Source organism: Streptomyces sp. NPDC016640 (assembly GCF_043076215.1).
Lineage (GTDB): Bacteria > Actinomycetota > Actinomycetes > Streptomycetales > Streptomycetaceae > Streptomyces.
This window is the reverse complement of sequence record NZ_JBIBRG010000006.1, coordinates 96,868-118,977: the sequence shown is the minus strand read 5'-3', so window position 1 is coordinate 118,977 and position 22,110 is coordinate 96,868. Positions and strand designations below refer to the sequence as shown.

Annotated in this window: 19 protein-coding genes and 1 pseudogene; 10 read left to right on the top strand and 10 right to left on the bottom strand. The window is 75.0% G+C overall.

Annotated features, from left to right (window positions below):
* Positions 1 to 590: 590 nt before the first annotated feature.
* Entirely contained in the window at positions 591 to 2,663 is a 2,073-nt protein-coding gene (locus ACF07S_RS14495; RefSeq protein ID WP_391962716.1) for a PhoX family protein, read from the top strand.
* Positions 2,664 to 2,682: 19 nt separating this feature from the next.
* Here the strand turns inward: ACF07S_RS14495 and ACF07S_RS14490 are convergent, their stop codons facing one another.
* Positions 2,683 to 3,621, bottom strand: a complete 939-nt coding sequence (locus ACF07S_RS14490; protein ID WP_391962717.1) for a LysR substrate-binding domain-containing protein — start codon at positions 3,619 to 3,621, stop codon at positions 2,683 to 2,685.
* 200 nt (positions 3,622 to 3,821) lie between these two features.
* Between ACF07S_RS14490 and snpA the strand changes: the two genes are divergently transcribed.
* Positions 3,822 to 4,499 (top strand): snapalysin, encoded by a 678-nt coding sequence (gene snpA, locus ACF07S_RS14485; protein WP_391962718.1) that lies wholly within the window; start codon positions 3,822 to 3,824, stop codon positions 4,497 to 4,499.
* Positions 4,500 to 4,628: 129 nt separating this feature from the next.
* On the opposite strand, the gene ACF07S_RS14480 is transcribed toward snpA, so the two are convergent.
* The gene (locus ACF07S_RS14480) at positions 4,629 to 5,636 is read right to left on the bottom strand and encodes an endonuclease/exonuclease/phosphatase family protein (RefSeq protein ID WP_391974291.1); all 1,008 of its coding nucleotides are present in this window, start codon (positions 5,634 to 5,636) and stop codon (positions 4,629 to 4,631) included.
* 117 nt (positions 5,637 to 5,753) lie between these two features.
* Positions 5,754 to 6,671: a hypothetical protein gene (locus ACF07S_RS14475; protein WP_391974290.1), complete on the bottom strand. Its 918-nt coding sequence runs from the start codon at positions 6,669 to 6,671 to the stop codon at positions 5,754 to 5,756.
* Between the two features lie 216 nt (positions 6,672 to 6,887).
* Here ACF07S_RS14475 and ACF07S_RS14470 point away from each other — a divergent pair, with 216 nt between their 5' ends.
* From ACF07S_RS14470 to ACF07S_RS14460, 3 genes are all read left to right on the top strand, one after another.
* On the top strand, positions 6,888 to 8,009 hold the full coding sequence (locus ACF07S_RS14470) for a PP2C family protein-serine/threonine phosphatase (protein WP_391974392.1): 1,122 nt from the start codon (positions 6,888 to 6,890) through the stop codon (positions 8,007 to 8,009).
* A 63-nt stretch (positions 8,010 to 8,072) separates the two neighbouring features.
* Positions 8,073 to 9,152 carry a hypothetical protein gene (locus ACF07S_RS14465; RefSeq protein WP_391974289.1) on the top strand — a complete coding sequence of 360 codons (1,080 nt, stop codon included), beginning with the start codon at positions 8,073 to 8,075 and terminating at the stop codon, positions 9,150 to 9,152.
* A 210-nt stretch (positions 9,153 to 9,362) separates the two neighbouring features.
* Positions 9,363 to 10,178 carry a hypothetical protein gene (locus ACF07S_RS14460; RefSeq protein WP_391974288.1) on the top strand — a complete coding sequence of 272 codons (816 nt, stop codon included), beginning with the start codon at positions 9,363 to 9,365 and terminating at the stop codon, positions 10,176 to 10,178.
* 45 nt (positions 10,179 to 10,223) lie between these two features.
* Here ACF07S_RS14460 and ACF07S_RS14455 read toward each other — a convergent pair whose 3' ends face one another.
* Both ACF07S_RS14455 and ACF07S_RS14450 read right to left on the bottom strand, forming a co-directional pair.
* Positions 10,224 to 10,583 (bottom strand): DUF6401 family natural product biosynthesis protein, encoded by a 360-nt coding sequence (locus tag ACF07S_RS14455; RefSeq protein ID WP_391962723.1) that lies wholly within the window; start codon positions 10,581 to 10,583, stop codon positions 10,224 to 10,226.
* An 89-nt stretch (positions 10,584 to 10,672) separates the two neighbouring features.
* Entirely contained in the window at positions 10,673 to 10,837 is a 165-nt protein-coding gene (locus tag ACF07S_RS14450) for a hypothetical protein (RefSeq protein WP_391962724.1), read from the bottom strand.
* A gap of 97 nt (positions 10,838 to 10,934) precedes the next feature.
* Between ACF07S_RS14450 and ACF07S_RS14445 the strand changes: the two genes are divergently transcribed.
* Positions 10,935 to 12,278, top strand: a complete 1,344-nt coding sequence (locus ACF07S_RS14445) for a helix-turn-helix domain-containing protein (protein ID WP_391962725.1) — start codon at positions 10,935 to 10,937, stop codon at positions 12,276 to 12,278.
* Between the two features lie 286 nt (positions 12,279 to 12,564).
* On the opposite strand, the gene ACF07S_RS14440 is transcribed toward ACF07S_RS14445, so the two are convergent.
* Positions 12,565 to 13,371: a hypothetical protein gene (locus tag ACF07S_RS14440; protein WP_391974287.1), complete on the bottom strand. Its 807-nt coding sequence runs from the start codon at positions 13,369 to 13,371 to the stop codon at positions 12,565 to 12,567.
* A 368-nt stretch (positions 13,372 to 13,739) separates the two neighbouring features.
* Here ACF07S_RS14440 and ACF07S_RS14435 point away from each other — a divergent pair, with 368 nt between their 5' ends.
* On the top strand, positions 13,740 to 15,443 hold the full coding sequence (locus tag ACF07S_RS14435) for a glycoside hydrolase family 13 protein (protein WP_391974286.1): 1,704 nt from the start codon (positions 13,740 to 13,742) through the stop codon (positions 15,441 to 15,443).
* A gap of 64 nt (positions 15,444 to 15,507) precedes the next feature.
* Here ACF07S_RS14435 and ACF07S_RS14430 read toward each other — a convergent pair whose 3' ends face one another.
* Positions 15,508 to 15,882 carry a DUF6479 family protein gene (locus ACF07S_RS14430; RefSeq protein WP_391962728.1) on the bottom strand — a complete coding sequence of 125 codons (375 nt, stop codon included), beginning with the start codon at positions 15,880 to 15,882 and terminating at the stop codon, positions 15,508 to 15,510.
* 749 nt (positions 15,883 to 16,631) lie between these two features.
* On the opposite strand from ACF07S_RS14430, the gene ACF07S_RS14425 reads away from it, so the two are divergent.
* Positions 16,632 to 16,835 carry a cold-shock protein gene (locus ACF07S_RS14425; protein ID WP_004985680.1) on the top strand — a complete coding sequence of 68 codons (204 nt, stop codon included), beginning with the start codon at positions 16,632 to 16,634 and terminating at the stop codon, positions 16,833 to 16,835.
* Positions 16,836 to 16,919: 84 nt separating this feature from the next.
* On the opposite strand, the pseudogene ACF07S_RS14420 reads toward ACF07S_RS14425, so the two are convergent.
* A pseudogene (locus ACF07S_RS14420) lies at positions 16,920 to 17,141 on the bottom strand (serine hydrolase); the annotation flags it as partial.
* Between the two features lie 152 nt (positions 17,142 to 17,293).
* Between ACF07S_RS14420 and bla the strand changes: the two are divergent.
* A complete protein-coding gene (gene bla / locus ACF07S_RS14415; protein WP_391974285.1) occupies positions 17,294 to 18,235 on the top strand; it encodes a class A beta-lactamase in 942 nt (313 codons plus the stop codon).
* Between the two features lie 85 nt (positions 18,236 to 18,320).
* Here the strand turns inward: bla and ACF07S_RS14410 are convergent, their stop codons facing one another.
* On the bottom strand, positions 18,321 to 19,223 hold the full coding sequence (locus ACF07S_RS14410; RefSeq protein WP_391974284.1) for a hypothetical protein: 903 nt from the start codon (positions 19,221 to 19,223) through the stop codon (positions 18,321 to 18,323).
* Positions 19,224 to 19,531: 308 nt separating this feature from the next.
* On the opposite strand from ACF07S_RS14410, the gene ACF07S_RS14405 reads away from it, so the two are divergent.
* Entirely contained in the window at positions 19,532 to 20,668 is a 1,137-nt protein-coding gene (locus ACF07S_RS14405) for a sugar ABC transporter substrate-binding protein (RefSeq protein ID WP_391963048.1), read from the top strand.
* A 188-nt stretch (positions 20,669 to 20,856) separates the two neighbouring features.
* On the opposite strand, the gene ACF07S_RS14400 is transcribed toward ACF07S_RS14405, so the two are convergent.
* Entirely contained in the window at positions 20,857 to 22,098 is a 1,242-nt protein-coding gene (locus ACF07S_RS14400; protein WP_391974283.1) for an acyltransferase family protein, read from the bottom strand.
* Positions 22,099 to 22,110: the final 12 nt, after the last annotated feature.

Genomic DNA, 22,110 nt, shown 5'->3' with positions numbered 1-22,110 from the left:
GGTTCCGGGCGGGTGGGGGTCGGGACCGTCACCTTGTCGAAGGCGGCGGAGACGAGGTCGTGTTCCTCGCGGGGTTCCGGGACGGAGGCCGTGCGGGACGGCGGGGTGGGCTCGGGGGACGGGGACGGAACCTTCGGAGCCGCCGGCGTCTCCGCGGCGGGCTCCGGGGCCGGCTCGGGCGACGGCGTGTCGGCCGGGACCGGTGACGCCGGGGACGCGGTCGTCCCGGGCGCCCCCGCCGCACCCTCCGCTTCGGCGGACCTCGCTTTGCGTGACCGTCCGAACGCGTTCCGCAGGAGAGTGAGAATGCCCATGTGCGCAACCCTTCGCGTGAGTTGGTGCCCGTCAATCCCTGGCCAGGACGGACACGTAAGGTTATCGGCCCTCAAGGACGATCTTGGGCAGGGTTGGGTCTGCCGGATCGTATCTGTCAAGAGGGTGATCCGGCCCACGGGCGCCGGTCCCGACGGCCCGGCGCACCTTCCCGAACGCTGCCGCAGGTTCACCCGCCGTTCATCCGGACGCCCGGCTACCGCACATATGTGCCCCTACGGTCACGCTGACACCACGGGCACCCAAGGAGAAAAAACGTGCGAAAGCTGCTGCCGCTGATCGGAACACCGTCCGGTTCCCACCCCGGCGGCCGGTCCGCCATGACCTGCCGTTTCCGGTGTGGTGACGCCTGCTTCCACGAGGTGCCCAACACCAGCTCCAACGAGTACGTCGGTGACGTCATCGCCGGTGCCCTCAGCCGCCGGTCCATGATGCGCGCCGCCGCGGTCGTGACCGTCGCCGCGGCCGGCGCCGGTGCGGCCGGTGTCGCGGCCGCGCCCGGGGCGCAGGCCGCCCCGGCCGCCAGGGGCGGTCACCAGGACAAGCCGAAGGGCGCCCGCGGCCTGCGGTTCACGCCCGTCGCGCCCAACACCGCCGATGCGGTCACCGTGCCGGAGGGCTACGGGCAGAACGTCGTCATCCGCTGGGGCGAGCCCATCCTGCGCGGCGCGCCCGCCTTCGACCCGGAGAAGCAGAGCGCCAAGGCGCAGGCCGGGCAGTTCGGCTACAACTGCGACTTCCTCGCGCTGCTGCCGCTGCGCGGCGAGCGCGACCGGCAGCTGCTCGTCGCCAACCACGAGTACACCGACGAGATCCTCATGTTCCGCGACTACGACCCGGCGAACCCCACCCGCGAGCAGGTGGAGACCGCCTGGGCCGCGCACGGCCTCTCGGTGGTCGCGGTGGAGGAGGAGAAGCGGACCGGGAAGCTGACGCCGGTCACGCGGCACCAGCTCAACCGGCGGCTGACCGCCACCTCCGAGTTCCGGCTCACCGGGCCCGCCGCCGGGTCCGACCTGGTGAAGACCTCCGCCGACCCGAGCGGCACCAAGGTGCTCGGCACCCTCAACAACTGCGCCGGCGGCACCACCCCGTGGGGCACCACCCTGCACGGCGAGGAGAACTTCAACCAGTACTTCGCCAACGGCTCCGGCGCCACCGACAAGCGGTACGGGATCGGCACCGGCGCCACCGAGCGCAAGTGGGAGCGGTTCGACAAGCGGTTCGACCTCGCCCAGGAGCCCAACGAGGCGCACCGGTTCGGCTACGTCGTCGAACTCGACCCGTACGACCCGGACTCCGTTCCGCGCAAGCACACCGCGCTCGGCCGGTTCAAGCACGAGGGCGCGACGGTGCGGCTGACGCACGACGGACGCCCGGTGGTGTACTCGGGCGACGACGAGCGCTTCGACTACTTCTACAAGTTCGTCGGCAGCAAGCGGATGCGGCACGGCAACAGCCGCTGGGCGCGCGAGCACAACCTGTCGCTGCTCGACGAGGGCACGCTGTACGTCGCCAAGCTCACCGGCGACTCCCCGGCCATCGAGATCGACGGTACCGGCAAGCTCCCGGAGGACGGCGAGTTCGACGGCAGCGGCCGGTGGATCCCGCTGGCCACCGCCACCGCCGACGGCGCCGTCTCGCACGTCGAGGGCATGACCGCCGAGGAGGTCTTCGTCTTCACGCGCCTCGCCGGCGACAAGGTCGGCGCCACCAAGATGGACCGGCCCGAGGACATCGAGCCCAACCCGGTCACCGGCAAGGTGTACCTCGCCCTCACCAACAACTCCAACCGTGGCAAGGCCGGTTACGCCGCCGCCGACGAGGCCAACCCGCGCAACGCCAACAAGCACGGCCACGTGCTGGAGCTGACCGAGCGCTGGAACCGGCCGGAGAGCGAGACGTTCGCCTGGTCGCTGTTCCTGGTCGCCGGTGACCCGGAGGACCCGGCGACCTACTTCGCCGGGTTCCCGAAGGACGCCGTCAGCCCGATCTCCTGCCCGGACAACGTCGCCTTCGACGACCACGGCAACCTGTGGATCTCCACCGACGGCAGCGCCCTCGGCTCCCACGACGGCCTCTTCGGCGTCGCCACGCGCGGCGACCGGCGCGGCGAGCTGAAGCAGTTCCTGACCGTGCCGATCGGTGCCGAGACCTGCGGCCCGATCATCCAGGACCGGCGCGTCGTGGTCGCCGTGCAGCACCCGGGCGAGGAGGACGGGGCGTCCGTGGACCAGCCGGCCAGCACCTGGCCCGACGGGCCGGGCACCTACGTCCGTCCGGCCGTGGTCGCGGTGTGGCGCGCGGACGGCCGGGACATCGGCGTCTGACGCGTCCGCGGCAGCCGTGTCACGGGAGGGCCGGAACGGGTGATCCCGACCCGCCGCGTTCCAGCCACTCCCGGTAGGCCGGCGCCTGACGTGCCACTTCCTGGTACGCGTCGGCCAGAGCGGGATAGACGCCCTCCAGCTCCGTGTCCGTACGGGCCGCCAGCAGCAGCCGCACGCCGAGCGGGTCGCCGTGCAGCCGGCGGACCGCCGTCTCGGGGCGGGAGGGCGAGGTCGGCTGGCAGACGGTGACGACCTCGCCGGTGGCCACCAGGGACGCGGCGGTGTGGTAATCGCCGTGCAGCACGCGGGGGTTGATGCCGGCGGCGTGCAGGACACGGCGTACGGCGTCCCACTCGCCGTCGACCGTCGGGTCGATCATCCAGCGGTCACCGGCCAGGTCGGACAGGCGGACGACCGGGCGCGCGGCGGCCGGATGGTCGGCCGGCAGGGAGACGAACTGCGGCTCGCGCTCGACGAGCACCCGGGTGCGCAGGCCCTCGGGGACGCGCAGGGGGCAGCCCTCGACCTCGTGCACGAAGGCGACGTCGAGCTGGCCGACGGCGACCATGCGGAGCAGCGCGTCGGCGGAGACGTCCATGTGCAGGACGGGCTCCTGGCAGTGCCCGCGCAGCCGGCGCAGCCAGCCCGGCAGCGCCCGGCTGGCGGTGGAGCCGATGCGCAGCTGCCGGGCGTCGGCGGCGGCGCGGGCCTCGGTGACCAGGGAGCGCAGTTCGGCCACGAGCGGGCGGGCACGGCTGAGCACCAGCCGGCCCAGCGGGGTGGGGCGGCAGCCGCTGCGCGCGCGGACGAACAGCGCCCCGCCCAGCTCCTGTTCGATGCGCCGCAGTTGCGTGCTCAACGAGGGCTGCGCCACGCCGAGTTGACGCGCGGCGCGATGCAGACTGCCGGTGTCGGCGATCGCGCACAGCGCCCTGAGGTGCCTGACCTCGAGTTCCATGCCCTGGGAGGGTAAGGCGGAAGTTCAGCTTTCACCAGAGACACAAATGCCGTCCGTTCAGGCGGAGTCGGACGGTGGGCGCCGGGTGGCCGGAGCGGGGCGATAGCACGGACCTATCACCGGTTGCCATCATCACAGCCGCCGTGCGGGCGCGGACACTCACCGGTGACCTGACTCACCCCCACCACCAGGAGTCACCGATGCGCATGCGCATGCCCCTGTCCGTGTTCACCGCCGCCGGTCTGGGCCTGACGGCCCTCGCCCTCGGCCCCGCCCCGGCCACGGCCGCCCCCGCCCCGGCCGGCGCCGCCTCGTTCGCCGCGTACGACGGTTCGTCGGAGGACGCCGCGGCCAACCGCGCGTTCTTCGAGGCGGTGCTGAAGTCGGCGGCCGAGAAGCGGGCCGCGAACCCCACGGGCGCGGCCGCCGTCACCGTCGTCTACGACGCCTCCCGGGCGCCCACGTTCGCCACGCAGATAGCCCGCAGCACCCAGATCTGGAACGGCTCGGTGTCCAACGTGAGACTCCAGGCGGGCACCTCGGGCGCCGACTTCGCGTACTACGAGGGCAACGACTCGCGCGGCTCGTACGCCTCCACCGACGGTCACGGCCGGGGCTACATCTTCCTCGACTACCGGCAGAACCAGACCTACAACTCCACGCGCGTGACCGCGCACGAGACCGGCCATGTGCTCGGCCTGCCGGACCACTACTCGGGTCCCTGCAGCGAGCTGATGTCCGGCGGCGGTCCCGGCCCGTCCTGCACCAACGCCTACCCGAACTCCGCGGAGCGGTCGCGGGTGAACCAGCTGTGGGCGAACGGGTTCGCCGCGGCGCTGGACAAGGCGGAGAAGTCGCTGGAGAAGTCCGCGCGCTGACCGGCACCGCGCCGGCCGCGTCCCGGACGTGGGGGGCGGCCCCGCCCGGGGCGGCCCCCCCCCCCCGCCCCCCCCCCCCGGGCCCCGGGGGGGGGGGGCCGCCCGGGCGGGGGCCGCCCCCCACGTCCGTCACCGGCCGCCGTGCAGCGTGAGGTCGACGACCAGCGCGCGGTGGTCGGTGTCGGCGAGGTCGAGGAAGCGGGCCCGGCGCGCGGCGAACTCCTCGGACACCAGGACGTGGTCGATCTGCGCGCCGAACGCCGGAGTGGTCCGCGACGGCCAGGTCGGTGTCCGGTCCGCGCCGTCCAGCCGGGCCGCGTCGCGCAGCCCGGTGTCGAGGACGCGCCGGAAGGCGGCGTGATCCTGGGTGGCGTTGAAGTCCCCGGCGAGCACGGTCGGGGTGTCCCGGGCCGCGGCGGCCTCGTCGCGCAGCCCGCCGAGCTCCCGCTGCCAGAGGCCCACCTGGCCGGGGAGCGGCGGCATGGGGTGGGCGAGCTGGAGCCGTACGGGGTGCCCGTCGACGTCGGCGACCGCGCCGGGCATGCCCAGGGTGCCGGGTACGCCGTCGCCGGCCCGCAGCGGGAAGCGGCTCAGGATGACGGACCCCTCGGAGCCGCCGCCCTCGACCGCCCGCCGGTGCGGATAGGCCGCGGTGAGCTCGCGCTTCAGCGCGGCGTCGCAGGTGTACTCGCACTCCTGGACGAACACGAGGTCCGGTTCCTCGCGGCGTACGGCGTCGACCAGCGCGGCGGTGGCCTGCCCGAACTCCACGTTGGAGGTCAGCACCCGCAGTTCGGCGACGGGTGGTCCCACGGGTTCACCGGTCCTGCCGTACGGCTCGATGTACCAGGCCAGCAGGCCGAGCAGGGCGACGCCCCACACGGCGCCGGTCCACCACCGGGCGAGCACGGTGCACAGCAGTCCGGCGGCGGTGGGGACGAGCAGCCAGGGCAGGAACGCGAGGAGCTGGGGCACGGGGGTGACGCCGTCGGTGTCGGCGACCCGGCAGCCGACGACCGCGCTCACGCCGGCGAACAGCAGCGCCGCGCACCAGGCGCCGGACCGCCGCCCTCCCCCGGGCCGTCCGGTCCCCTCCCCGGTGGCCGCCGGGTCGGCAGTGGCAGTGGCAGTGTCCAACGGTGCGGTCCCTCCGCTCGCGGGTGCGGTGCCCGAATCCTCCCTCACGGACGCCTGCGAGGACGAGGGGGGACGCCGGCGGGTCGCGGCGGCCGGCCGCGGCACGGTCCGGGTCCGTCAGGCGCGGGCCCGGGGCGGGGAGGGCGCGGGGGTGCCGGCCGTGGGGGCGGGCGGTGCCCGGCGGGGGCGGCGGGTCAGCCAGGTCGCCAGGGCCACGGTCAGGCCCAGGGCGAGGAGCAGCCAGGACGCCGTGCGCAGTGCGGCGGTGAGGGCGTCGTAGACCGCGGCCGCCGCCGGGCGGTGGACGCGGTCGGGCAGGTCGGCCAGGGTGAGGCGGCGGCCGACGGCGACCGCGAGGGCGAGCAGGGCGCCGCCCAGGGCCGTGCCCAGACCGGTGGCGAGGAGCGCGCGGCGGCGGCACGCGGCGACGGCGATCCCGGCGACGGCCAGGACGACGGTCGCGAGCGGCAGCCAGAAGGCGGCGGCGTCCAGCACGTGGTACCCCTTCCGGAGTCCGGGCACCTCGGCGGCGGGCACCACCGCGACCCGGGTGTGCTCGACGGGGATGCGGGGGGCGAGGGGCGAGCGGTCGGCGGCGAGCCGCCGGCGCACCCGCTCGGTGACGGGCGCGAGGTCCACGGTGACCGGGCCCCGGGTGGCCGCCTCGTCGCGCAGGGCGTGCAGGACCGCGCCGTGGACGGCCCGGTGGCCCGCCTCCCACGCGACGCGGAACGCCTCGGTGCGGGTGAAGGAGCGCACCGCGTCCCGTACGAACGGCCCGAGCGCGCCGTGCGCCGTGCCGGGATCCAGTTCCCCTGCGACCTCGTCCCCGACGGCGTCGGCGACCGCGTCGCGCACGTCCGGGTGGGCGGCCAGCGGTGCCATCGTGCTGACGTACCGCCCGGTGTCGGCCAGCCCGAACGCCGCCCAGGCCGCGAGCGCGCCGCAGGGGGCGAGCAGGCAGGCGAGGGCGACCAGCGTCGCCGACAGGGCGTTGCGCAGGCGGGCACGGCGGGGTACGTCGCGCGGGGGCACCCCTCAAGGCAAGACGCCGGCCGCCCGGCGCGCGAGCGCTGGGCACGCGTACGGGTGCACGGAGCGGCCCGAACGGCCGGATCCGCCCCGGGAGGACCGGATGCGGGCCGCACGGCCCCGTGTTTCGCTGGCCCCGTGAGTCCGGGCAGCGGGGGACACGGCCTGCACGACCGGTACCCGTCGGCCGGCCGGCGGGACGTCGTGCACCGGCACGAGATGCTCCGGGTAGGCGGCCGCAGCGTCGCCTGGGTCCCCCCGTTCCTGCTGCTCACCGCCATCACGGTGGCCGACTACAACACCACAGGCGAGTTCCGGATCATCTCCTGGATCGTGCTGGTGCCGGGCATCGCCGCCGCGATCTGCGGGGTGTGGGGCACGGCCGTGTTCGCGGTGCTCGCGATCGCCGCCTACGTCGCCGTGGACAACGCCTGGCCGCACGAGTTCCAGACCGGGCTGCCCGACTTCATCCTCGTCACCGCCGGCGGCATCCTCGCCACGCTGGCCTGCGCGGTACGCGTCCGCGGCGAGCGGCGCGCGCTGCACCTGCGGGACGTCGCCGACACCGTACGGCGCACGGTGCTGCGCCCCCTGCCGCCGGGCTGGGGCGGCCTGGAGCACGCCGGTGTCTACCTCACCGCGGACACCCGGGCCCGGGTCGGCGGCGACTTCTACGACATCCAGCCGGGCCCGCACGGCACCCGCGTCCTCGTCGGCGACGTCCAGGGCAAGGGGCTGGGCGCGGTGGAGACGGCGGCGGTGCTGCTCGGCACCTTCCGCGAGGCCGGCTACCACGAGGCGGAGCTGGCGGTCGTCGCGGAGCGCCTGGAGACGCGGATGGCGCGGCACCGCGAGTACACCGGGGCGCTCGGCCGGGACGACGGCGACCGGTTCGCCACCGCCGTGCTGCTCGGCTTCCCGGCGGACCGGACCGACGCGGTGGACGCCGTCGTCTTCGGGCACGAACCACCGCTGGCCGTCGGCCCCGGCGGCGTACGGATCCTGCCGGTCGGCGGGGGTCTCCCGCTGGGCTACCGCGACCTGGCACCCGGCCCGCCGCGGGTGCGCCGGGTGCCGCTGGCCGCCGACGAGACGCTGCTGCTGGTCACCGACGGGGTGACCGAGGCGCGGGACGGCGCCGGACGCTTCTACCGGCTCGCCGACGACGTGACCCGCGCGGTGTCGGCGGATCCGCGGGTCGTCGCGCCGGCCCTGCTGGTCGCCGTCGTACGGGAGGGGACGCTGCGGCACAGCGGGGGGCACCTGACCGACGACACCACCGCCTTCGCGGTGCGGCGGGCCCGGGCCGAAAGCCCCGAACGTGGACGTTTCCTCCCCTGACGCCACCCTTCGCAGCCGCAGCGGTTACCGTGCTGCCGTAGGTGATCGACAGGGGAGGGGACCATGCCCGGAACCGTGCTGCTGCTCGCGGCCTCGCCGCTGGGCCGCGGGCGGCTGGTGGACGCGGCGTCCGTGCTCCCGGTCCTCGCGGCCGTGCCGCCCGCCGTGCTGTCCGGCGCCGACACCGCGAACGTCGTCGAACTCGCCGACCCGCTGGATCCGCAGGCCGTCCTGACCCGGCTGCGCGCGGCCGCCGCCGCCCCGGGACCGCTGACCGTGTACGTCACCGGCCAGCTCCAGCTCGACCGGCGCCAGCGCCTGCCCCATCTGGCGCTGGCCCGGACGACCGCGTCGACCGTGCGGTACACGGCGCTGCCCTGGCACTGGTTCCGGGACGAACTGCGGCTGCGTCCGGCGGGCGCGACGACGCTCTTCCTCGACCTGCACGCCGACACCGAGACCTGGCAGGCACTGTGCGTGCAGCGCGCGCCGGGCACCTCCCCGCTCGACTGCGGCCGTGACAACGCGGTGTACGGGCGTGTCGCGCCGCCGCCGTCCCGGCGCGGCGTCGCGGCGCCCGCGTACATGAAGGCGGTCGCGACGATCCTGCGCAGCGGGTGGCGCCCGCCGGAGGAGGACCTGCACCAGCAGGCGCTGGCCCGGTCCGCGGCGGAGAGCGCGGGCACCGACCTGGTGCTGGCCCAGCGCGGGCCCCTCCCGGGCGACCCGCACGCGGCCGTCACCGCCGCCGTGCGTTCCGGCCGGCACGCGGACGCCGACGCGCTCGCCGCGCGGCTGGAGCAGGCGGCCGGTCTCGCGCACGGGCCCGCCTCGGAGGAGGCGCTGCACTGGACCGAGGTGCGGGCGGACCTGGCGATGCTGGCCGGGGACGCGGCGCGCAGCTGCGGGGCGTGGATGGCGGTCGCCGCGGTACGGCTGACCGCCGGCCAGTCGCCGGACGCGCCCGCCGTCGAGGCGGCCGTGGACCGGGCGCACCACCAGTGGGGCCGGATCGGCGACCCGGTCAGGGCCCGTGAACTCGGCGCGGCGCTCGCGGAGCTGCGCGGCCGGGTGCCGGGGCGGCGCGAGGGCGCCCTGGACCACGTGCAGCGCCAGCTGCGGCAGCTGCAGACACAGAGCTGAGCGGCCGGGAGGCGGGAGCCGAGGGGGCCGGGAGCCGAGCGGCCGGGGCGGCCGGCGCGGGACCGGTGGATGTGGATGGCCGGGGGCCCGTCGCGCCGTGTGCCGGGTGGGTGCGCGTCACCCGGTCGGCGGCGCTTCGGCGGCCGGGCGCATCTCCCGCTGATATCCACGACGGGAGGGGGAAGCCGCCGACCGAAGGAGGGGCCGCTCATGGTCACCACTCTTTCCATCGACTTCACCGGGGGTCTCGACGACGCCTGGTCGAGGATCGCCACGTTCGTGCCGAAGCTGGTCGCCTTCCTCGTCGTCCTGGCCATCGGTTGGCTCATCTCCAAACTGATCGCGCGCGTCCTGGACCGGGTGCTGCGCAAGGTGGGCTCCGAGCGCCTCTCGGAGCGGGCCGGTACGGAGCGGATGCTGGCCGACTCCACGTACGACATGACCGGCATCGTCAGCAAGATCGTCTACTACGCGCTGCTGCTGATCACCGTGCAGCTCGCGCTGGGCGTCTTCGGGCCCAACCCGGTCAGCGCGATGATCAACAGCCTTGTCGCCTGGCTGCCGCGCGCCGTCGTCGCCGTCGTCCTGGTGGTCGTCGCGATGGCCATCGCCAACGCGGTGCGGGGCATCGTCTCCAGCGCGCTGTCCTCGAGGCCGTACGGCGCCACGGTGGCCAGGGTGCTGTGGGGCTGCATCGTCGTGCTCGGCGTCATCGCGGCGCTGGGGCAGGCCGGTATCGCGACGGACATCACCCGTCCGCTGCTGTACGCGGCGCTGGCCACGGTCGCGGGCATCATGATCGTCGGCGTCGGGGGCGGCATGGTCCAGCCGATGCGGCAGCGGTGGGAGCGGACCCTGTCGAGCATGGAGCAGGAGCAGCAGCGCGCCAGGACGGGGGGAGGCGCCTACCAGTCCGGCCGCGAGGACGCGATGCGCAACCAGCCGGCCCGCGAGCGCACGGACATGCCGGGCGGCCGGGACATGCGCGGCGGTGGCACGGACATGGGCGGTGGGCCCGGCATGTGACCCGGGTCCGGGGGCGCGCCGGGCCGTCCGGTGACCGTCCGCCGGCTACCGCCCCCGGCTCTCCCGGCCCTCGTGGTCCTCGTGGCCGTCCGGGTCCGTGACGTCCTCGTCGAGGAGGCCGTGCCGACGGACCAGCCAGCTGACGGCGGTCAGCCGGCACACGGCGTAGTCGTGCCCGACGGGCTCGCGCCAGTCGAGTTCGGCGAGCGCGTCCAGGAAGCCGAGCGCGTAGTCGGTGAGGTCCTCGCGGGAGGGCGGCGGGGGCTCCAGCGCGGGCCCGCCGGCCGACAGCCGGTCCCTGATCTCGGCCACGTGCTGGTCCACGGCGGCCGTGAACGCGGGCTCGAACGCGAACTCCGCGAAGCGGGGCGCGAACGAGCTGCTGATCTCGGCCAGAGGGGACATGCGTCCCACCGTATGCCGGGCCGGAGGGGCCGAGGAGCCGCGATTGCGATGATTTGCGTCACCCCGCGGCCCGATCGCAACGACAGGCCCTAGCGGACCGCCGCCTCCGCCGGGGCCGTGGTTCCCCGGTCGGGCCCGGGACCGTCCGCCCTGGCCGGACCCGCGTTGGCCGCCAGGACCAGTGCCGCGACCGCGGCGACGGCCGCGGCGAAGCCTCGGGCGTAACGCTCGGTGGTGCGTGTGCGTTCCAGCACGGCGACCTCGCAACAGCGATGGGTTAAGCACGTTTAATCCACGGTTTAACCTAGGGGCCGGCCGATGCGAACGGCAAGGGGCACAGGGGGAGTTGGCGTGGGGGAACGGGACGAGCCGAGAACCATCGGGCGCCGGGTGCAGCAGTTGCGGGTGCAGCGCGGACTGACCCAGAGGCAGCTGGCCGAGCCGGTGTACACGCCCGCCTACATCTCCACGCTGGAGGCCGGCCGGGTGCGCCCCTCCGACGACGCGTTACGGCATCTCGCCGGCCGGCTCGGAGTCGGGTTCGACGAACTGGCCACCGGACGCCCGGCCCGCCTGGTGACCGAGCTGCACCTGCGGCTGACCGAGGCGCGGCGCACGCTCGCCGTCGGCGAGGCGGAGGCCGCGGTGGAGCAGTACGCCGGGCTGCTGGCCGAGGCGGAGGCGCACGGCCTGGCCGAGGAGCAGGCCGCCGCGCTGCTCGGGCTCGGCGAGTGCGCCCTGGAGACCGGCGAACTGGTGGAGGGCCGCGAGTACTTCGAGCGGGCCGAGGCCCGTCTCGCCGAGGCACCGCTGCCCGCCCGGGTCCCGGCGCTGCGCGGCCGGGCCGTCGCGCACTACCTCGCCGGGGAACTGCGGTACGCCGTCTATCTGCTGGAGTCCACGATCGACGAGCTGAACCGGGCCGGCCTGCACGACCCGGACGCGCTGCTGCTGCTCTACGCCAGCGTGATCGGCCCGTACATGGACATGGGCGCGCACGCCCGGGCCGCGCAGGCGGCGGAGTTCGCGCTGGCGCTCGCGCCGCAGTCCGGCGACCCGGCGCTGGTGGCGCGCATGCACCGGTCGGTGGCCCGCACCCTGCTCGCCGAGGGCCGGCTCGCCGAGGCGGACGCCTCGCTGGCCAAGGCGGCGGAGCTGTACCGCGGGCTGCAACTGCGCACCGAGCTGGCCAACTGCCACTGGATGCGCGGGTACGTCTGCGCACAGAACGGCGAACTGGAGCGCGCCGAGAAGGAACTGCGGGAGGCGCTGGCGATGCTGTCGGCCAGGCGGGCCTTCCTCTACAGCAGCCAGGTCACCGTCGAACTGGCCGACGTGCTGCACCGGCGCGGCAGTTCCCGGGAGGCCGCGGACCTGCTGGAGGACGTGCTCGACGGGCTCTCCCCCGAGCGGGGCGCGGTGCACGCGGCGGCCGCGCACCGGCTGCTCGGCATCATCGCCGAGGACGCCCGCCGGGCCGAGCAGGCCGAGGAGCACTACGTCCGCGCGATGAGCCTGCTGGAACGCGCGGGCGCCGCCGGGGACCTGGCCGACCTGTGCCGCCTCCTCGGCGACCTCCTGCGCCGCACCGGCCGCGTCGAGGCGGCCCTGGACGCCTACCGCACGGGTCTGGGCCACCGCACGGCCCCGGGCACGACGACCCTGGGCCCGGCACCCGCCCAGCCCTCGGTGTGACGGTCCGCCCCGGCCTCCGGGGCGGGGCGGGACCGTCGCCCTCGTGCGTCGGGGCGAGCAGGTCCAGGCGATCACGGCGTACCGCGGGACCACCGGCGCCGGCCCGGTGGAGGCCAAGGGGGCCGTGGACCGCCTGTCCTGAACCGCCGGCGCCACGGGACCGACGCCCGGCGGCACCGCCGGACCGGGGACACGGCGACACCGGTGCGTCCACGCCCGTACGGGCGCTCGTACCGGGCCGGGTCCGGGCCCGTGCCGGTGAGCGGGCCCGGGCCGGCGCCCCTCCTCAGACCCGTACCCGGGCCTGTCGTCCCACCTCCACCAGGCGTTCCGCGCCGAGTTCGGCCACCGCCTGGGTGACCTCGGGCAGGACCGCGCCGAAGCCGCCGTTGGTGAGGGTGATCGTGTCCTCGCCGACGCGGACCGCCGCGAGGTCCACGGCGAGATACGTCGGCATCCCGTCGGACGCCTCCCCGGTCATGGCGAGCCGCAGGGCGGCCCGCGCGTCCCCGGCCTCCGGCAGCGGCAGCCGCGTCACCTCGACGGTCTGCGCGCCGGCCCGGGGGGCCGTGGCGCGGAACCGCTCGCACTTCTCCGGCAGCGTGTCCAGCCAGGCCAGTACCCGGTCCACGTCGGCGGGGCGGTACCGGGCGACCTGGTAGCGCAGCTGGGTGTCGTTGTAGGCGTCGTCGAGCGTGACCGTGGCGCGGGGGCCGGCCGGCGCGCCGAACAGCTCCTCCGTGTAGAGGGTGTCGAGCAGCCGCCGGCAGTCGGCGTTCCCTGTCTCCGCCTTGAGCATGCCGTCCCGCCAGGTCGCCGCGCCCCGGCTCGCCATCCACGGCTCGCCCAGGTCGGCCTCCGTGATCAGCGCCGCCCGTATCTGCGCCTCGTTCAGCGCGGGCGGGGACGGCGGGGGCCGCTCGGTGGCGGAAGCCGTGGCGGACGCGGAGGCGGACGGGGGTTCGGACACGCCCTGGGGCAGCGCGCGGGGCACCTGCGGATCGCCGGCGACGCAGGCCCCCGCGGTCAGCAGGGCGGCCGCCGACAGCGCGGAGACGAGGAGGGCGCGGGCGGCGGCCGGGGCACGGGTCATCGGGGGGCCTCCTGGGGAACCGGTCCGTCCACGAGCGGACGTGCTCCCACGGCACCACCGGGCCGGGCGCCCCACCAGCGCGGCGAGCCGTCCGGGTGAGCCGCCCGGGGAAATCCGCTCGCCCCCACCGCCCGCCTGGACGTGGACGTGGAGCGCTGCGTGAGGCCGTACCCGTCGGCGGTCGGGCGGACCGGGGCGCAGGCGGCCACCGGTTCGACGAGGCCGTTCCCGGAGCGACCGCCACAAGTGGGACGAATCATGCATCCCGTCACCCGTGCGGGAATGGCGCCACGCTGCCCGTGTGTTCGCTTTTACGGTGGTGTGGACAGATTCTCCGCCGGTACCCGCACGCACCCACAGGAGACCGCGTGACCGATCGCATCGACCCGCCCGGCCCCCGGCCGCCGCACCCCGCCCCCGACGCCACGCCCGACCTCTCCTCCAGGAACCCCGACTGGTGGCGACAGGCCGTCGTCTACCAGGTCTACCCGCGCAGCTTCGCCGACGCCGACGGGGACGGACTCGGTGACCTGCGCGGCATCACCCGGCGCCTCACCCACCTCGCCGCCCTCGGCGTCGACGCCCTGTGGCTGAGCCCCTTCTACCCCTCCGAGCTCGCCGACGGCGGCTACGACGTCGCCGACCCGCGCGACGTCGACCCGCGCCTGGGCACCCTCGACGACTTCGCCGCGCTGGTCCGCGAGGCCCACCGGCTCGGCCTGAAGGTGATCGTCGACATCGTCCCCAACCACACCTCCCACCAGCACGTCTGGTTCCAGGAGGCGCTGCGCGCCGGCCCCGGCTCCCCGGCCCGCGACCGCTACGTCTTCCGCGACGGCCGGGGCCCGGGCGGCGAGCTGCCGCCCACCGACTGGCAGTCCGTGTTCGGCGGCAGCGCCTGGCAGCGGGTGCCGGACGGGCAGTGGTACCTGCACCTCTTCGCCGCCGAGCAGCCCGACCTCGACTGGGGCCACCAGGACGTGCGCGACGACTTCCGCACCACCCTGCGGTTCTGGGCCGACCGGGGCGTGGACGGGTTCCGGATCGACGTGGCGCACGCCCTCGCCAAGGACCTCGACGAGCCGCTGCGCGACCTCGGCGCCCCCGAGCGGAGCCGCGAGAGCGCGCTCACCGAGTTCGCGCCGGGCACCCACCCGTTCTACGACCGCGACGAGGTGCACGAGATCTACCGCGACTGGCGCAAGATCCTCGACGCCTACTCCCCGCCCCGGACGGCCGTCGCCGAGGCCTGGGTCCCCGGCGCCCGCCGCGCCCTGTACGCCCGCCCGGACGAGCTGGGCCAGGCCTTCAACTTCGAGTACCTGCAGGCGCCGTGGGACGCCGGGGAGCTCCACCAGGTGATCACCGGCTCGCTGGCGGACGCGCGGGCCGCCGGTGCCTCGGCGACCTGGGTGCTCTCCAACCACGACGTCGTCCGGCACGCCTCCCGGCTGATGCTGCCGCCGGACACCGACGGGAACGCCTGGCTGCTGTCCGGCGGCCACGCCCCCGCCGTCGACCCGGAGGCCGGACTGCGCCGGGCCCGCGCCGCCACCCTGCTGATGCTGGCGCTGCCCGGTTCGGCGTACCTCTACCAGGGCGAGGAACTCGGCCTGCCCGAGGTCGCGGACCTGCCCACCGAGGTCCTCCAGGACCCCATCTGGGAACAGACGGGACACGTCCGCAAGGGCCGCGACGGATGCCGGGTGCCCCTGCCGTGGACGACCACCGGGCCCTCCTACGGCTTCGGCCCGGGCGGTGCCTGGCTGCCGCAGCCTCCCCGCTTCGCCGCGTACGCCGTCGAGGCGCAGGACGGTGTCGAGGGCTCGACCCTGGAGCTCTACCGCACGGCCCTGCGGCTGCGCCGCAAGCTGCTGGACGGCGAGACGCTGACCTGGGCGGAGGAGGCCCCGGCCGGGGTCCTGCAGTTCGACCGCGGGGACGGCTGGCGCTGCGTGGCCAACCTGTCCCCCGGCCCGGTCTCCCTCCCGGCCGGCGAGGTCCTGCTGACCAGCGCGCCCCTGGAGGACGGCCGGCTCGGCCCGGACACGACGGCCTGGCTCGGCCGCTGAACCGCCCGCCCGCGCTTCCGGCCGGTCCCCTTCGGGACCGGCCGGAACCGGTGCGGGGGTGGGTTCAGACGTGCCCCGGGCCCCCGCTGCCGAAGCCCCCGCTGGATCCGGGCAGCCAGCGCTTGCGGTTCTGGTCCTTGCCCGTCCTGGTCGCGGCGTGATGCAGCTCGTAGGGCATGAGACGGTGTGAGCCGGTCTTCGACATGTCCGGCACCTCGTCCGGCTCCCGCATCTCCCGCATCTCGTGGACCGCCCCGCCGTCCGGCAGCTTCGGCTGGTCCTCGGCCCTGGGGCGGGGCTCTTCCTGGTCCATGTACCGCATGCCGACACGTACGGCCCAGATCAGCGCGCCGGCCACGAACAGCCCGCCGAGGAAGGCCCCGGTCACGTTCCACACGTGCTGGCCGGCGGCCAGAAGTTCATACGTTGCCGTGCTCATGCTTCCGAGTATGAATCAGGACATGGGATAAAGCGCCCGGAATGCCCTCTTCTCGTTCGGCCGGTCCCGGCGGGCGGCGCGCCTGTCCCCGTGACAGATTGCGGCCAGAGGAAGGCCGGGACGGGCCGTCGCGTCCCCCCGCGTGTGCAGCTCGGGGCCCGCCCCGGCCCTCCCGTACGCAGGGGCGTTCCCCGTGCCGTCGCCGGTGGGGCGCGGGGGTGAGGGGGTGAGGGCCGGGGCGCGGGCGCCGTGCGGGTGAAAAACCTGCGTCCGCCGCGACAGGTTTTCCGTCGAGCTCGCCAAAGTTTTCCTGCGGGGGCCCTTCCCGTGGCGGACCGTTCCCGCTGTGGTCCGCGGAAGGGCGCGCATGCCCTCGGAGGGCCCGCCGCCCGCCGCCGGCCGGCTCGACGGCGGCCACTTCCCGGCCTGCTTCCCGGACGGGGCCGCCGAACCGGGGGCCGACGGGGCGCTGCGCCGCCGGGAGGGGGCGCGGTCCCCGCGAGCCGGTGAAAATCTACTGTCGCCGGAACAGAAATTCCGCTCCCGCCGAGCGTAATCCTTTCCTCAAACGTGCCGGCGGCGTTTTATTCCAGTGATTTTCCTCGCTTGCCGTAGGTGCTTTTCATGCTAGGCTGACGTCAGTTGCAGTTGTGGTTGCCGTTTTGCTACGGGTCTCCGGGCAGGTGATCATCGCGACGATGTAGGGATTCGTAAAGTGCGAGTTCCGGCACTGTCTCAGGAGATTTGATATGGCCACCGGTACGGTGAAGTGGTTCAACTCGGAAAAGGGCTTCGGCTTCATCGAGCAGGACGGCGGCGGCGCTGACGTGTTCGCCCACTACTCGAACATCGCCACCTCGGGCTTCCGTGAGCTCCAGGAAGGCCAGAAGGTGACCTTCGACGTCACCCAGGGCCAGAAGGGCCCGCAGGCGGAGAACATCGTTCCCGCCTGACCTGTACGCAGGGTTTCGGAGCAGGGGCTCGCACTTCGGTGCGGGCCCCTGCTCTTTGTTTATCCCCGGTTATCCGTTTGCTTTTCACGCGGCGTCAATGCGACCGCAACTCCTCCGCCCGGGCGCGTCCACCGCGGTGCGCACCGCCGCGCCGATCACCGCGTCGGCCGCCGGAAGGGTGACCGCGGTGTGCGCGGTCCGGGTGAACACGGCGACGGCGTACCGTCCCGCGTCCCGGTGCTCGACGGCGCCGGCCTCGCCCCGCGGGGTCGGCGGGCCGCCGGTCCTCCCGGCGACGCGCACGTCACCGGTGCGGGCGACCGTCAGCGGGGGCGCGGCACGCGTCCTGCCCGGCCCGCCCGGCGACACCGGCGCCAGGACCGGCGCGGCGGAGGTCTCCGACGCCCTGCCGTCCGCCGTACCCGCGTCCTGACCGCACCCTGCGAAAGGGAAACCCTGTGCCCGCACATCCCTCCCGCCGCGCGCTGCTGCTGGCCGCCGGCCTCACCCCCGTGGCCGGATGCGCCACCGGCACCCCGGCGCGCGACCGCGGTCCGGCCCCGGCGACCCCGGCGGCACCTGCGTCCTCGGCCTCGCCGGGCCGCCGCACCCCCGATCCGGTGGCCCCCCGGAGCCTCGCCGAACTCGAACGCGCATACGGTGCCCGCCTCGGGGTGTACGCCGTCGAGACCGGAACCGGCGCCACCGTGGTGCACCGCGCCGACGAACGCTTCGCGTTCTGCTCCACCTTCAAGACGCTCGCCGCGGGCGCCGTCCTGGCGCGCGGCCCGCTCGCCGGGCCGGACGAGCGCGTCACCTACACCCGGGCCGACCTCGCCGCCCACTCGCCGGTCGCCGAGAAGCACGTCGCGCACGGCATGACGGTGCGTCAGCTCTGCGACGCGGCCGTCCGGTACAGCGACAACACGGCCGCCAACCTGCTGCTGCGCCGGCTCGGCGGCCCGCGCGCGCTCACCGCGTACCTGCGCGGACTCGGCGACCGCGTCAGCCGTCTGGACCACTACGAACCCGAACTGAACCGGAACCCGCCGGGTGACCCGCACGACACCACGACCCCCCGGGCCCTCGCCGCCGACCACCGGGCGCTCGTCCTCGGCGACGCCCTCCCCGCCGCCGAGCGGGCCCGGCTGACGGACTGGCTGGTCCGCAACACGACCGGCGGCCGGCGCATCAGGGCCGGTGTGCCCCGGGACTGGACGGTGGGCGACAAGACCGGAACCGGCGACTGGGGCCGCGCCAACGACGTCGCCGTGCTGTGGCCCGGCCGCGGCGCCCCGCTGGTGATGGCGGTCCTGAGCGACCGCCCCGCCCGGGACGACACCGCCGACGACGCGCTGATCGCCGAGGCCACCCGCCGTACCCTCGCCGCGTTCGGCTGAGAGACGGCTCGCCGGGACGGCCCGGTTCGCGAGGACGGGCCGGCCCGTGGGGGACGAGCCGGCGCGGCTCCGTGGTCTCGCCGGGTCAGCTGCCGAGGCAGATGACCAGGAGGCAGAGCTTGTCCGGGGACCTCGGGGACTCCGGGGAGGCCGCCGGGGGAGTGGTGGGGGCGGGCTCGGAGGCGCCCTGGTCCGTGCCGGTGTCCGCGCCGGTCCCGTCGCTGTCGTCGGCGACCGGGGGCGGCGGCGCCGGCCGGGTGGCCGTATCCGGCCCGTCGGCCCGGGAACCGCTGTCCGCGCCGGTGGCCGTGTCCGCCGTGGTGTCCGGGCGCGCGCCGGAGCCGGTGTCCGGGGCGGTGATGGCCGGCCGGGAGCCCGCCGCCGCCCGCGAGGCGGTGACACCGTCCGTCCGGGTGTCCGACGGGGTGGTGGCCGCAGGGGCGTCGTCGGCCGGCCGGTGACGTCCGTCGCCGGCCGACGGCGGCTGCGAGGCGCGATCCGGGGCGGGCGCCGGGGATCCCGGGTCGCCGTACTCGTCCGCGGGGCCCTTCGCACCGCCCATGCCCTTGAGGTCGGGTGCCGCGGCGGCCTGGGTGCGGTCTCCGTTGCCCCGGTCCATGGAGACGAGGGTCAGCCCGCCGCCGACGAGGGCGACGGCCGTGGCGACCAGGGCACGCCGCTGGGTCTTCTTCCAGCGGACCTGCTGCCGCCGCCGTGCCGCGCGGCCGGTGCCCGTGTCCACGGGCGCGGGTATCGCGTGCGGCACCTCGGCGGAGGGGAGCGCGTCCGTGCCGGCCGCCGCCACCGCCGTACCGCCGTCGCGGTGGATGGCGGGGACGCCGGCGTCGGCCGCCGCCGCCGGGGCCACCGCCGCGGGCACGGCCCGACTGCCGACGACGCCGGGCGCGATGTCGGGAGCGTAGGCGCCGCAGCCGGGGCAGACCAGGGCACCGTTGAGATGCCGGCGACACGTGGAGCAGTAGTCCATCCGCTGACTTCCTGAGTTGACGTACCGACGCCCGCGGAGGCCGGTCCGGAGCAGGGAACAACAACGCTAACGAGCCACAGGACCCACTGTGTGCAGCCCGTGTGCCGCTCCTGCGCACATTTTCCGCACACCGCGCGAGGAGGTCGTGAGTACGGCCGCCGCACCACCGCACAACGGACACACTGCTCGGCAACAACGTTCGGGCCTCAGCCGGAAGCCGGCCTCGACGCCGCACCGAGGTGCCGCGTCGGCCCCCCGGCCCATTTGGTCGCCCACGCTGCACGATCGCCCGAAAGGCATCTCACGTGATCCCCCGTTCCACCCCCCACGCAGTACGTCGCACCACCCTGCTCCTGACCGCCGGTCTGTCGGCCCTCACGCTCACCGCGTGCGGTGTCGTCGGCGGGGCCGGAGACGGTGACGACGCGGCATCGCGCCACAAGAGCCACGACATCACCGTCGGTCTGCTGCTGCCCGACAGGGACACGGCGCGCTTCGAGAAGTTCGACTACCCCCTCATCAAGGAGCGGATCTCCGCCCTCACCGACAAGCGGGGCAAGGTCCGCTACGAGAACGCCGAGGGCAGCAAGGCCCGGCAGAGCGAGCAGTTCGGGAAGATGGTCGCCGACGGCGTCGACGTGATCCTGGTCGACGCGGTGGACGCCAAGGCCATCGCGCCGGACGTGCGGAAGGCCAAGGACGCGGACATCCCCGTCATCGCCTACGACCGTCTCGCCGAGGGCCCGATCGACGCGTACGTCTCGCACGACAACGAACTGGTCGGGCAGGTGCAGGGCCGTGCCCTGGTGAACGCGCTCGGCGGTGACGCCGAGAACAGCAAGGTCGTCATGATGAACGGCGAGCCCGCCGACCCGAACACGGCACTGTTCAAGAAGGGCGCGCTCAGCGAACTGGACGGCAACGTGGACATCGCCGCGACCTACCACACGGAGAAGTGGAAGCCCCAGGTCGCGGCGGAGAACATGCGCACGGCGATCAAGGAGATCGGCGCCGGCAACGTCGCCGCCGTCTACTCGGCGAACGACGGCATGGCCGGTGCCGTCATCGAGGCGCTGGAGGAGGCGGGTGTCACCGACATCCCGCCGGTGACCGGGCAGGACGCGGACCTGGCGGCGGTGCAGCGGGTCATCTCGGGCAAGCAGTACATGACGGTCTACAAGTCCTTCCTGCTGGAGGCGACCGGGGCCGCGGACATGGCGGTGGCCAAGGTGCAGGACCGCTCGATCCAGTTCGACGCGCTGGCCCGCGACCGGGTGGACAGCCCCACGCGGAAGGACGTGCCGGCGATGCTGGTCCCGGTGGTCGCCCTCACCAGGGAGAACATCGGGGACACGGTGATCCAGGACGGCGTCTACACCGTCGGGGAGATCTGCACCAGGCCCTACGCGGCGGCCTGCGCCGAGATCGGCCTGACCCGGTCCTGAGGAGGACCGGCCCACCCGAGGGGAACCGGGTGGGCCGGCCGTGCCGCGGACCGGGCCCCTACCGCCGAAGACGCCGGGGCGGGTGCGCCGGGACGGGTGCGCCGGGTCGGCCGCGGCCGGACATCCGGCGGTCGCTGCCGAGGTCCGGGCGTGCCGGTGTGCGGCGGTCGGGCGGGGCGCCGCCGCCGTCATGCCGGAAGGGCGCGTCGCGCGCCCCCCGGCGCGTGGTCACGGGCCCGGCGCAGGAACGGTGCCTCGATGACGTGGTACGACAGGAGGGCCATCAGGAGGCTCAGGACCACCGTGGCCGGCAGCCGCCCGTCCTCCACGCCGAGGGAGGCCAGCAGCCGCACGACGGGGTAGTGCCACAGGTAGATGCCGTAGCTCAGGTTGCGGCCCGCCCAGGCCAGGGGCGTCAGCGACAGGAGCCGGGACAGCCGCCCGTCGGGCCGCAGTTCGAGCCCCGCGACCAGGGTGGCGGAGAGCACCGCCACCCCCAGGAACCCGGCGGTGTACCAGGCGGCGGTCCAGCCCCCGATGCCGGCGGTCACCGGCATCCGCCAGGCCACGAGCGCCAGCAGCCCGAGCGCGGGCCAGGCCAGCCGGCCCGCCCAGAGGCGCAGCACCGCCGACCGGGGGTCGTCCGCGCGCAGCCGGGCCAGGACCACGGCGACGAGGGCACCGGCCAGCAGCTGGTCGGCGCGGGTGTCGGTGCCGTTGTAGATGCGGTGGGCCGCGTCCGGGTTCCACAGCACCCAGCGCCACAGCGCGGGCAGCGCGCACAGGACCGCCGTGCACAGCAGCACCGTGCGGGCCCCCACGCGTCGCAGCAGGACGAGCAGGACGAGCGGCCAGAGCAGGTAGAACTGCTCCTCCACGCCCAGCGACCAGGTGTGCGCCAGCGGTCCGGTGAGGTCGGAGTAGGGGCCGGACTCCGCGGCCCGTACGACGTTGACCAGGAACAGCGCCGACAGCCCCGCGGCCCGCCAGGCGCCGTCGAAGCCCCACAGCGAGGTGGTCACCGACAGCGCCGCGCACAGGGTGCACACGGCCAGCAGCGCGGGGACGAGCCGCAGCCAGCGCCGCCGGTAGAAAAGGAGCAGGGCGACGCCGCCGGTGCGGGCGTACTCGGCGAGCAGCAGGCGGGTGATGACGAAACCGCTGATGGTGAAGAAGAGGTCCACGGCCACCGAGCCGCCCGGCACCAGGTCCGGTGTCACGTGGTAGACGAGCACCAGGGCGACCGCGCAGGTCCGCAGTCCGTCCAGGCCGTTCACCCGTCCGCCGCGGGCGAGGGCGGAGGGGAAGCCCCGGCCGGCCGCCGGGGCGGCGGGCCCGCGGACCCCGGCTTCCGCCGTTTCCCCCTCGGTGCCGGTGCCGGTGCCGGTGCCGGTGTCTGCTGCGGTCGTCGTGTCCGGTGCCTGGGCCATGAACGAGGTCGC

Coding starts and splice junctions, on each gene's coding strand:
- ACF07S_RS14490 (WP_391962717.1), bottom strand. CDS start 3,621: ATGGAACTCGAGGTCAGGCACCTCAGGGCGCTGTGCGCGATCGCCGAC.
- snpA (WP_391962718.1), top strand. CDS start 3,822: ATGCGCATGCGCATGCCCCTGTCCGTGTTCACCGCCGCCGGTCTGGGC.
- ACF07S_RS14470 (WP_391974392.1), top strand. CDS start 6,888: ATGCTCCGGGTAGGCGGCCGCAGCGTCGCCTGGGTCCCCCCGTTCCTG.
- ACF07S_RS14465 (WP_391974289.1), top strand. CDS start 8,073: ATGCCCGGAACCGTGCTGCTGCTCGCGGCCTCGCCGCTGGGCCGCGGG.
- ACF07S_RS14460 (WP_391974288.1), top strand. CDS start 9,363: ATGGTCACCACTCTTTCCATCGACTTCACCGGGGGTCTCGACGACGCC.
- ACF07S_RS14455 (WP_391962723.1), bottom strand. CDS start 10,583: ATGTCCCCTCTGGCCGAGATCAGCAGCTCGTTCGCGCCCCGCTTCGCG.
- ACF07S_RS14440 (WP_391974287.1), bottom strand. CDS start 13,371: ATGACCCGTGCCCCGGCCGCCGCCCGCGCCCTCCTCGTCTCCGCGCTG.
- ACF07S_RS14430 (WP_391962728.1), bottom strand. CDS start 15,882: ATGAGCACGGCAACGTATGAACTTCTGGCCGCCGGCCAGCACGTGTGG.
- ACF07S_RS14425 (WP_004985680.1), top strand. CDS start 16,632: ATGGCCACCGGTACGGTGAAGTGGTTCAACTCGGAAAAGGGCTTCGGC.
- ACF07S_RS14410 (WP_391974284.1), bottom strand. CDS start 19,223: ATGGACTACTGCTCCACGTGTCGCCGGCATCTCAACGGTGCCCTGGTC.
- ACF07S_RS14400 (WP_391974283.1), bottom strand. CDS start 22,098: ATGGCCCAGGCACCGGACACGACGACCGCAGCAGACACCGGCACCGGC.